At 54.3% G+C, this 11,266-nt stretch carries 4 protein-coding genes, 2 tRNA genes and 4 rRNA genes; 1 reads left to right on the top strand and 9 read right to left on the bottom strand.

What is annotated here, in order from left to right:
• Positions 1-13: 13 nt before the first annotated feature.
• Complete coding sequence (locus tag VRB54_RS00620; RefSeq protein WP_338479128.1) at positions 14-472, top strand: SRPBCC family protein; 459 nt, start codon at positions 14-16, stop codon at positions 470-472.
• Between the two features lie 42 nt (positions 473-514).
• Here the strand turns inward: VRB54_RS00620 and VRB54_RS00615 are convergent, their stop codons facing one another.
• The 9 genes from VRB54_RS00615 to VRB54_RS00575 form a co-directional block, all read right to left on the bottom strand.
• Positions 515-2,395, bottom strand: a complete 1,881-nt coding sequence (locus VRB54_RS00615; RefSeq protein ID WP_338479126.1) for a methyl-accepting chemotaxis protein — start codon at positions 2,393-2,395, stop codon at positions 515-517.
• A 296-nt stretch (positions 2,396-2,691) separates the two neighbouring features.
• Positions 2,692-2,807, bottom strand: a 5S ribosomal RNA gene (gene rrf / locus VRB54_RS00610).
• 108 nt (positions 2,808-2,915) lie between these two features.
• A 5S ribosomal RNA gene (rrf, locus tag VRB54_RS00605) occupies positions 2,916-3,031 on the bottom strand.
• A gap of 172 nt (positions 3,032-3,203) precedes the next feature.
• Positions 3,204-6,095 (bottom strand): 23S ribosomal RNA (locus VRB54_RS00600).
• A 247-nt stretch (positions 6,096-6,342) separates the two neighbouring features.
• Positions 6,343-6,418 (bottom strand) — tRNA-Ala (locus tag VRB54_RS00595).
• 30 nt (positions 6,419-6,448) lie between these two features.
• Positions 6,449-6,525 (bottom strand) — tRNA-Ile (locus VRB54_RS00590).
• Positions 6,526-6,607: 82 nt separating this feature from the next.
• Positions 6,608-8,144: ribosomal RNA gene (locus VRB54_RS00585) — 16S ribosomal RNA — on the bottom strand.
• The 16S, 23S and 5S rRNA genes sit together here with 2 tRNA genes alongside, the layout of an rRNA operon.
• A gap of 621 nt (positions 8,145-8,765) precedes the next feature.
• On the bottom strand, positions 8,766-9,986 hold the full coding sequence (locus VRB54_RS00580; RefSeq protein WP_338479125.1) for a CaiB/BaiF CoA-transferase family protein: 1,221 nt from the start codon (positions 9,984-9,986) through the stop codon (positions 8,766-8,768).
• 13 nt (positions 9,987-9,999) lie between these two features.
• On the bottom strand, positions 10,000-11,181 hold the full coding sequence (locus tag VRB54_RS00575) for an acyl-CoA dehydrogenase (RefSeq protein WP_003233792.1): 1,182 nt from the start codon (positions 11,179-11,181) through the stop codon (positions 10,000-10,002).
• Positions 11,182-11,266: the final 85 nt, after the last annotated feature.

Here is an 11,266-nt window from a genome sequence, read left to right as displayed (position 1 = left end):
AAGGACTTTTCTCATGAAACCACTGCAACCCGATACGCTGATTCGCAACCCCCGTACCACACCAGTGCAGGCCTGTGTCGTTGTCGAGTGCGAAGCAGCTCGCCTATGGGCCGTGGTCGGCCACTTTGCAGGCTTTGATGCGTTCATTCCGGCCCTTTCACATATCGAAATGACCGGCACGGGTGTCGGAGCCTTGCGTACCAAGTTCTTCCACGATGGTCACTGCGTGGTGGAACAACTCAACAGCCGGGATGAAGACGCCATGTGCATGACCTGGACTACGGTCTACAACACCTTGGGCGTGGCGCGCCTGTGGGCGGCGATGAGCGTTGAGGCGGTTGACGCCAGCCGTGCCAGGGCGACCTGGACGATCATCGGCGAACCGGTTGGAGCCACCCAGGCAGAGTTCGATGCGTTTGCACGAGCGTTTGCCGAGAGCGCACTGGAGAATGTGCGTCGGATGCTTGGCTGAACGCAGGAGCGAATTTGCTCGCTCCTGCTTTGCACTCAAAAGTCAGAGCTTGAAGCTGTCAACCAGTTGCTTCAATCGACTGGCCTGCTGGGAGAGCGCATCGCAGTCTCTCAGCGTGTCATTGAGGTTGACCACGCCTTGCTGGTTCAGCAGGTTGATCTGATTGATATCAACGTTGAGGCTCTCAACCACGGCAGTCTGCTCCTCGGTAGCGGCGGCCACCGATTGGTTCATGCCGTCGATCTCGACAATCCGCTGCGTCACGCTGATCAGGCGCTCGCCAGCCTGGTTGGCCACTTCGACGCTCTCTTCGCTGGAGGCCTGGCTGGCGTTCATGGTGGTTACCGCTTCACGCGAGCCCACTTGCAGCGAGGTGATCATCTTATGGATCTCTTCAGCCGACTCCTGAGTGCGGTGAGCGAGGTTGCGCACCTCATCAGCGACCACTGCAAAGCCACGACCCGCCTCGCCGGCCCGTGCCGCTTCGATCGCGGCATTGAGCGCGAGCAGGTTGGTTTGCTGAGAGATACCTTTGATCACATCGAGAATGTGGCCGATGTTGTCGGTACTGGCATTCAGCGTTTCGATCTGGGTACAGGACAAGCTGATTTTTTGCGACAGCTCCGACATCGCCAGGATGGTTTGCTCAACCACTTTGCGCCCGCCATCCGCTTGCTCGCTGGCGCCGCTGGCATGCTGCGAGGCGTCGGCCGCGTTACGCGCAATTTCCTGGGTAGCGGCGCCCAGCTCGTTGATCGCGGCGGCTACGCTGTTGGTGCGCGCGCTCTGCTCGTCGGAGCCAATGATGGAAGCATTGGACGAGGCCATCACCCGCTGGGACAGGTCGTGTACCTGGCGTGTCGCCGAGGACACTTCAGAAATGGACGCGTGGATTCGCTCGACGAATTGGTTGAAGGCACTGCCCACTTCGCCAAATTCGTCCTTGCTGGTCACATTCAGGCGACGGGTAAGGTCGCCTTCGCCTTGGGCGATGTCCTTCATCGCCGCGCCCATGGTGGTCAAGGGCCGCAGCAATACTTGAATCAGCAGGCTCAAGAGCACGGCAATCGCTACCACAGCGATCAGCATGGCTATCAGTGCTGAAGTGCGGAATTTACCCAGTGGTGCGTAGGCTTTGTCCTTGTCGATCGACAGACCGATATACCAATCCGCGCCTGGCAAGCCGCTGATAGGCGTGAACGACAGGATGCGCTCCTGACCGTTGAGGACGACATCCTGGTTGACCTTGTCGATACGCAGGCTGGTGCCTGGATAGATATCCTTGAGGTTCTTCATCACCTGGTCTTCGTCTGGACTAACGATGACCTGGCCATCGCCGCTGACCAGAAACCCATGACCAATGCCGCCGAAGTCCACGGCATTGATGATCTTCACCAGGGTCTGCAGGCTCAGGTCTCCACCGACGACCCCCAAGAGCTCACCGTTCTTCTTGACCGGCATGGCGATGGTGACGATCTGCCCACCCACTGCGGCCATGTAGGGCGGTGTAAGCATGGGCTTATCGGCAGCGACGGCTTGTTTGTACCAAGGACGCTGACGCGGATCGTAGCCGTCGGGCATCTTGGCGTCGGGGCGCTGCGTGAACACGCCGTTGGTTTGGCCAACGTAGGTGAATTGAAAATTTGAGGTGAGCGCAGGCTGATCAACCAGACCCGGAAGGTCGGCAGTTGCGCCTTGGTGTGCGATGTTCTGTGCCAGGTTCTCGAGGACCAGTACGCGGCCACTTAGCCAGTTCTGCACACTGCTGGCGGTGAGTTCGCCAGACTGCTGGATGGACGACTCCAGATTTTGCTTGATCGTGCTGCGCTGCAGGTAGTCGTTGTAGAGCGTAAATAACGCGAAAGCCAGGACAACGACGCCTGACGCGGCCAACAGGATTTTATGACTGAACTTCAGATTCATTTCGTCGACTTCTTTGCCAAAGGGGGTGAGCGTGCCGCCTGGAACATTCCATGTAGCGCTATAGGCAGGCTATCCGGCCGCTCTATCTCGGGGCACGCGTGGCTCGTCAGGCTTTCGGCAGAGAGTGCGGAAATCTTGAGATGTATTCTCATCCCCTACAGGGCAGCCGACCAATGGTTATCGTACAAGTGCTGGTATGTAAGCGTGATATGGGACCAGGTAAGGCGAGCACGCTGTCCAGTCTCTAAACGACAAAACCCCTGTCTGCGCTAGCAGACAGGGGTTCTGGAATTCAATCTTGACGATGACCTACTCTCACATGGGGAAACCCCACACTACCATCGGCGATGCATCGTTTCACTGCTGAGTTCGGGATGGGATCAGGTGGTTCCAATGCTCTATGGTCGTCAAGAAATTCTGTGTACCAGAGTGTTGTACAAACAACACGCCGGTGAAAATTCATGGACTTCTACAAAAACAAAACCCCATCTGCTTTCGCAAATGGGGTTTCGGAATTTAATCTTGACGATGACCTACTCTCACATGGGGAAACCCCACACTACCATCGGCGATGCATCGTTTCACTACTGAGTTCGGGATGGGATCAGGTGGTTCCAATGCTCTATGGTCGTCAAGAAATTCGGGTACTGAGTCGCGACCAGATGGCCTCGCTTCAGCAAATTGGGTATGTGACAGATCTCGGTGTTTTGTGAGCGTCGAACTTTCGGTTCATCTCGTCTTCACACACCGCAATCTGATGCTTCTACTTGTTTCCAAGTCAGGAGTAGTCAAATTGCTTGGGTGTTATATGGTCAAGCCTCACGGGCAATTAGTATTGGTTAGCTCAACGCCTCACAGCGCTTACACACCCAACCTATCAACGTCGTAGTCTTCGACGGCCCTTCAGGGAACTCAAGGTTCCAGTGAGATCTCATCTTGAGGCTAGTTTCCCGCTTAGATGCTTTCAGCGGTTATCTATTCCGAACATAGCTACCCGGCAATGCCACTGGCGTGACAACCGGAACACCAGAGGTTCGTCCACTCCGGTCCTCTCGTACTAGGAGCAGCCCCTCTCAAATCTCAAACGTCCACGGCAGATAGGGACCGAACTGTCTCACGACGTTCTAAACCCAGCTCGCGTACCACTTTAAATGGCGAACAGCCATACCCTTGGGACCGGCTTCAGCCCCAGGATGTGATGAGCCGACATCGAGGTGCCAAACACCGCCGTCGATATGAACTCTTGGGCGGTATCAGCCTGTTATCCCCGGAGTACCTTTTATCCGTTGAGCGATGGCCCTTCCATACAGAACCACCGGATCACTAAGACCTACTTTCGTACCTGCTCGACGTGTCTGTCTCGCAGTCAAGCGCGCTTTTGCCTTTATACTCTACGACCGATTTCCGACCGGTCTGAGCGCACCTTCGTACTCCTCCGTTACTCTTTAGGAGGAGACCGCCCCAGTCAAACTACCCACCATACACTGTCCTCGATCCGGATAACGGACCTGAGTTAGAACCTCAAAGTTGCCAGGGTGGTATTTCAAGGTTGGCTCCACGCAGACTGGCGTCCACGCTTCAAAGCCTCCCACCTATCCTACACAAGCAAATTCAAAGTCCAGTGCAAAGCTATAGTAAAGGTTCACGGGGTCTTTCCGTCTAGCCGCGGATACACTGCATCTTCACAGCGATTTCAATTTCACTGAGTCTCGGGTGGAGACAGCGCCGCCATCGTTACGCCATTCGTGCAGGTCGGAACTTACCCGACAAGGAATTTCGCTACCTTAGGACCGTTATAGTTACGGCCGCCGTTTACCGGGGCTTCGATCAAGAGCTTCGCGTTAGCTAACCCCATCAATTAACCTTCCGGCACCGGGCAGGCGTCACACCCTATACGTCCACTTTCGTGTTTGCAGAGTGCTGTGTTTTTAATAAACAGTCGCAGCGGCCTGGTATCTTCGACCGGCATGAGCTTACGGAGCAAGTCCTTCACCCTCACCGGCGCACCTTCTCCCGAAGTTACGGTGCCATTTTGCCTAGTTCCTTCACCCGAGTTCTCTCAAGCGCCTTGGTATTCTCTACCCAACCACCTGTGTCGGTTTGGGGTACGGTTCCTGGTTACCTGAAGCTTAGAAGCTTTTCTTGGAAGCATGGCATCAACCACTTCGTGTTCTAAAAGAACACTCGTCATCAGCTCTCGGCCTTAAGATCCCGGATTTACCTAAGATCTCAGCCTACCACCTTAAACTTGGACAACCAACGCCAAGCTGGCCTAGCCTTCTCCGTCCCTCCATCGCAATAACCAGAAGTACAGGAATATTAACCTGTTTTCCATCGACTACGCTTTTCAGCCTCGCCTTAGGGACCGACTAACCCTGCGTCGATTAACGTTGCGCAGGAAACCTTGGTCTTTCGGCGTGGGTGTTTTTCACACCCATTGTCGTTACTCATGTCAGCATTCGCACTTCTGATACCTCCAGCAAGCTTCTCAACTCACCTTCACAGGCTTACAGAACGCTCCTCTACCGCATCACTTACGTGATACCCGTAGCTTCGGTGTATGGTTTGAGCCCCGTTACATCTTCCGCGCAGGCCGACTCGACTAGTGAGCTATTACGCTTTCTTTAAAGGGTGGCTGCTTCTAAGCCAACCTCCTAGCTGTCTAAGCCTTCCCACATCGTTTCCCACTTAACCATAACTTTGGGACCTTAGCTGACGGTCTGGGTTGTTTCCCTTTTCACGACGGACGTTAGCACCCGCCGTGTGTCTCCCATGCTCGGCACTTGTAGGTATTCGGAGTTTGCATCGGTTTGGTAAGTCGGGATGACCCCCTAGCCGAAACAGTGCTCTACCCCCTACAGTGATACATGAGGCGCTACCTAAATAGCTTTCGAGGAGAACCAGCTATCTCCGAGCTTGATTAGCCTTTCACTCCGATCCACAGGTCATCCGCTAACTTTTCAACGGTAGTCGGTTCGGTCCTCCAGTTAGTGTTACCCAACCTTCAACCTGCCCATGGATAGATCGCCCGGTTTCGGGTCTATTCCCAGCGACTAGACGCCCTATTAAGACTCGCTTTCGCTACGCCTCCCCTATTCGGTTAAGCTCGCCACTGAAAATAAGTCGCTGACCCATTATACAAAAGGTACGCAGTCACCCAACAAAGTGGGCTCCCACTGCTTGTACGCATACGGTTTCAGGATCTATTTCACTCCCCTCTCCGGGGTTCTTTTCGCCTTTCCCTCACGGTACTAGTTCACTATCGGTCAGTCAGTAGTATTTAGCCTTGGAGGATGGTCCCCCCATATTCAGACAAAGTTTCTCGTGCTCCGTCCTACTCGATTTCATGACTAAGAGATTTTCGCGTACAGGGCTATCACCCACTATGGCCGCACTTTCCAGAGCGTTCCGCTAATCTCAAAGCCACTTAAGGGCTAGTCCCCGTTCGCTCGCCACTACTAAGGGAATCTCGGTTGATTTCTTTTCCTCAGGGTACTTAGATGTTTCAGTTCCCCTGGTTCGCCTCTTACGCCTATGTATTCAGCGTAAGATAACCATCTTATGATGGCTGGGTTCCCCCATTCAGACATCTCCGGATCAAAGTCTGTTTGCCGACTCCCCGAAGCTTTTCGCAGGCTACCACGTCTTTCATCGCCTCTGACTGCCAAGGCATCCACCGTATGCGCTTCTTCACTTGACCATATAACCCCAAGCAATCTGGTTATACTGTGAAGACAACATTCGCCGAAAATTCGAATTTCTCAGTTAAGAGAACTCACAAATTTTACCTTAGCCTGATCCGTTACCAGTGAAAGTAACGTTCAGTCTATCTTTCTATCACATACCCAAATTTTTAAAGAACGATCTAATCAAAGACTAGAAATCAACATTCACCATCATCACAATGGAATGCTCATTTCTAAGCTTTCATACAACAGAAGCAGTAGTGGTGGAGCCAAACGGGATCGAACCGTTGACCTCCTGCGTGCAAGGCAGGCGCTCTCCCAGCTGAGCTATGGCCCCGTATTTCTACAGGCGTTTCCCACACAAAATTGGTGGGTCTGGGCAGATTCGAACTGCCGACCTCACCCTTATCAGGGGTGCGCTCTAACCAACTGAGCTACAGACCCAATTTCGGGCTGCTTCTTATCGTCTTCTTCAATGAATCAAGCAATTCGTGTGGGAACTTATGGAGCAGCTGATGTCGTCGATTAAGGAGGTGATCCAGCCGCAGGTTCCCCTACGGCTACCTTGTTACGACTTCACCCCAGTCATGAATCACACCGTGGTAACCGTCCTCCCGAAGGTTAGACTAGCTACTTCTGGTGCAACCCACTCCCATGGTGTGACGGGCGGTGTGTACAAGGCCCGGGAACGTATTCACCGCGACATTCTGATTCGCGATTACTAGCGATTCCGACTTCACGCAGTCGAGTTGCAGACTGCGATCCGGACTACGATCGGTTTTGTGGGATTAGCTCCACCTCGCGGCTTGGCAACCCTCTGTACCGACCATTGTAGCACGTGTGTAGCCCAGGCCGTAAGGGCCATGATGACTTGACGTCATCCCCACCTTCCTCCGGTTTGTCACCGGCAGTCTCCTTAGAGTGCCCACCATTACGTGCTGGTAACTAAGGACAAGGGTTGCGCTCGTTACGGGACTTAACCCAACATCTCACGACACGAGCTGACGACAGCCATGCAGCACCTGTCTCAATGTTCCCGAAGGCACCAATCTATCTCTAGAAAGTTCATTGGATGTCAAGGCCTGGTAAGGTTCTTCGCGTTGCTTCGAATTAAACCACATGCTCCACCGCTTGTGCGGGCCCCCGTCAATTCATTTGAGTTTTAACCTTGCGGCCGTACTCCCCAGGCGGTCAACTTAATGCGTTAGCTGCGCCACTAAAAGCTCAAGGCTTCCAACGGCTAGTTGACATCGTTTACGGCGTGGACTACCAGGGTATCTAATCCTGTTTGCTCCCCACGCTTTCGCACCTCAGTGTCAGTATTAGTCCAGGTGGTCGCCTTCGCCACTGGTGTTCCTTCCTATATCTACGCATTTCACCGCTACACAGGAAATTCCACCACCCTCTACCATACTCTAGTCAGTCAGTTTTGAATGCAGTTCCCAGGTTGAGCCCGGGGATTTCACATCCAACTTAACAAACCACCTACGCGCGCTTTACGCCCAGTAATTCCGATTAACGCTTGCACCCTCTGTATTACCGCGGCTGCTGGCACAGAGTTAGCCGGTGCTTATTCTGTCGGTAACGTCAAAACAATCACGTATTAGGTAACTGCCCTTCCTCCCAACTTAAAGTGCTTTACAATCCGAAGACCTTCTTCACACACGCGGCATGGCTGGATCAGGCTTTCGCCCATTGTCCAATATTCCCCACTGCTGCCTCCCGTAGGAGTCTGGACCGTGTCTCAGTTCCAGTGTGACTGATCATCCTCTCAGACCAGTTACGGATCGTCGCCTTGGTGAGCCATTACCCCACCAACTAGCTAATCCGACCTAGGCTCATCTGATAGCGCAAGGCCCGAAGGTCCCCTGCTTTCTCCCGTAGGACGTATGCGGTATTAGCGTCCGTTTCCGAACGTTATCCCCCACTACCAGGCAGATTCCTAGGCATTACTCACCCGTCCGCCGCTCTCAAGAGAAGCAAGCTTCTCTCTACCGCTCGACTTGCATGTGTTAGGCCTGCCGCCAGCGTTCAATCTGAGCCATGATCAAACTCTTCAGTTCAAACATCTTTGGGTTTTTAAGAAACCCTAAACTTGGCTCAGCAATCGTTGGTTATTCTTTGATTTCTCGCGGAGTAACTTGTGATGCTGATAATCTTGTTGACTATCAGTCTGACTCCACAAGCACCCACACGAATTGCTTGATTCAGTTGTTAAAGAGCGGTTGGTTAAGATCTTTCGTCTCAACCGAGGCGCGCATTCTACAGCAGCCTCATTTGCTGTCAAGTGATTATTTTCAGAAGCTTTCGAAGAATTCTTCAACAACTTCAACCACTTGCGCTTCCGATCTCTCGTCAGCGGGAGGCGAATTCTACAGCGTTACACGCTGCTGTCAACACCTCTTTTTCTGCGCTTTCGACCGAGAAGATCGAAACGTTAATAGCGCCAAACAACACCGCACTATCAACTCCTTCTGGACTTCGATGAACTGAAGCAACTCGCTGTCGAAACTTGCATAACTACTTGTTTACCAAGGAGTTTTCCGTTTCGACTGCGCCGGAAGTGGGGCGAATTATAGACTTCCAGAATCTGCCGTCAACCCCTAAGTTTGCATTCCCTATCAATTAGTTGAGATTGATTAAAAAATCATCAACCCCCCACTCTTCTATATAGAAGATAAAGGTCAGATAACTCCAGCCCCTCTCAGCACAGCGACTTTCTCAGGACTCAGCCCCAACAGAGCCTGCAGCACCTGGACCGTATGCTCCCCTAATAGAGGTGGGGGGCTACGATATTCAACAGGCGTCTTGGACAGCCGCATCGGGCTGGCAACCTGAGGCACTCTTCCCGCCAGCACGTGAGGCAACTCCATCGCCAGACCACGCGACTTGACCTGCGGATCGGCAAACACCTGCGCAAGATCATTGATCGGCCCGCAAGGAACACCGACACGCTCCAACAATGACACCCACTCGGCTGTCGTCTTGAAAACGGTGACCTGGCGAATCAGCGGGATCAACTGCGCTCGGTTGGCCACCCGCATCTGGTTAGTGGCGAAACGCGCATCATCCGCCCACTGCGACTGCCCGGCAGCTTCAGCAAACTTTCGAAACTGCCCGTCATTACCCACCGTCAGGATAAAATCGCCGTCGGCCGTGGGAAAATCCTGATACGGCACGATGTTCGGATGAGCATTACCCAAGCGTTTGGGCGAAACACCTGTGGTCAGGTAATTCATCGCCTGGTTGGCCAGGCAAGCCACCTGCACATCCAGTAACGCCATATCGATATGCTGCCCGCCACCGTCATGGTCGCGGTGCGCCAGCGCCGCCAGGATCGCCACGCTTGAGTAAAGCCCCGTCAGAATGTCCGTCAACGCCACACCAACCTTCACCGGTCCCGCCCCCTCATCACACTCGGGCCGGCCGGTCAGGCTCATGAGTCCACCCAACCCCTGGATCATGAAGTCATAGCCCGCACGCGACGCATACGGCCCCGTCTGACCAAACCCCGTAATCGAGCAATAGATCAGCTCCGGGTTGATCGTCCTGAGCGACTCATAATCCAGTCCATACGCGGCAAGGCCACCCACCTTGAAATTCTCGATCAGAATGTCGGACTTGGCCGCCAGCTCACGCACCAGCTTCTGCCCCTCCGGTCGGGTGAAGTCGATGGTCACCGACTCCTTATTGCGGTTAGCTGACAGGTAATACGCCGCCTCACTCGTATTCTCGCCGTATGCGTCCTTAAGGAACGGAGGCCCCCATGCGCGGGTGTCATCACCCTTACCCGGCCGCTCAACCTTGATCACCTCAGCCCCAAGGTCCGCAAGAATCTGCCCAGCCCAAGGGCCTGCAAGCACTCGCGATAAATCCAGTACCCGTAAATGCGAAAGCGCGCCCATGCCCATGCTCCTATTAATAGAAAGCCTGGAGACCGGTTTGCGCACGCCCAAGAATCAGAGCGTGCACATCGTGGGTGCCTTCATAGGTGTTGACCACCTCAAGGTTGACCAGGTGACGCGCCACCCCGAACTCATCAGAGATCCCGTTGCCGCCCAACATGTCCCGCGCCATACGCGCGATATCCAGGGACTTGCCGCACGAGTTGCGCTTCATGATCGATGTGATCTCGACCGCAGCCGTGCCCTCGTCTTTCATCCGCCCCAGACGCAGGCAGCCTTGCAAGGCCAGGGTGATTTCGGTCTGCATGTCGGCCAGCTTCTTCTGAATCAACTGGGTGGCGGCCAACGGTCGCCCGAACTGCTGGCGATCAAGGGTGTATTGGCGAGCGGTGTGCCAACAGAATTCCGCAGCACCCAACGCGCCCCACGAAATTCCGTAGCGCGCCGAGTTGAGGCACGTGAAAGGCCCTTTCAAACCGCGCACGTCGGGGAAAATGTTCTCTTCCGGCACAAATACGTTTTCCATCACGATCTCACCGGTGATGGACGCACGAAGCCCCACCTTGCCATGAATCGCCGGAGCACTCAGGCCCTTCCAGCCTTTCTCCAATACAAATCCACGGATATCACCGGCATCGTCCTTGCCCCACACTACGAACACATCCGCGATCGGGCTATTGGTGATCCACATCTTGGCGCCGGTCAGGCTATAGCCGCCGTCCACTTTGCGTGCACGGGTAATCATCGCGCCAGGGTCGGAACCATGGTCAGGTTCCGTCAGGCCAAAACAGCCGATCCACTCGCCGGACGCCAGCTTCGGCAGGTACTTCTGTTTCTGCGCCTCCGTGCCGAACTCATTGATCGGCACCATGACCAGTGACGATTGCACACTCATCATCGAGCGATAACCCGAATCGACACGCTCCACTTCGCGAGCAATCAACCCGTAGCTGACGTAATTCAAACCGCTGCCACCGTATTGCTCAGGAATCATTGCACCGAGCAATCCGGTTTCGCCCATTTCACGGAAGATGGCAGGGTCGGTCTTTTCATGGCGGAAGGCTTCAAGAACGCGCGGCGCCAGCTTGTCCTGCGCGAATTGCTCGGCAGTGTCGCGCACCATGCGCTCCTCTTCGGTGAGCTGCTGATCCAGCAGCAGCGGATCGATCCAGTTGAAGCTTGCCTTGCCAGCCATGAATAAGTCCTCGGTGAGAGATTCAGAAGTCGTGCATGCAGCGTAGGTCGGCCAAGAGGAGACGGCAAACGAGGTTTCCGCATAG

It is taken from the genome of Pseudomonas trivialis (assembly GCF_036864995.1).
Taxonomy (GTDB): domain Bacteria; phylum Pseudomonadota; class Gammaproteobacteria; order Pseudomonadales; family Pseudomonadaceae; genus Aquipseudomonas; species Aquipseudomonas trivialis.
This window is presented reverse-complemented; position numbering and strand designations above follow the sequence as displayed.

What these genes read in the sequence shown, in the direction of transcription:
- VRB54_RS00620 (WP_338479128.1), top strand. Translation starts at nt 14, where the DNA reads ATGAAACCACTGCAACCCGATACGCTGATTCGCAACCCCCGTACCACA.
- VRB54_RS00615 (WP_338479126.1), bottom strand. Translation starts at nt 2,395, where the DNA reads ATGAATCTGAAGTTCAGTCATAAAATCCTGTTGGCCGCGTCAGGCGTC.
- VRB54_RS00580 (WP_338479125.1), bottom strand. Translation starts at nt 9,986, where the DNA reads ATGGGCGCGCTTTCGCATTTACGGGTACTGGATTTATCGCGAGTGCTT.
- VRB54_RS00575 (WP_003233792.1), bottom strand. Translation starts at nt 11,181, where the DNA reads ATGGCTGGCAAGGCAAGCTTCAACTGGATCGATCCGCTGCTGCTGGAT.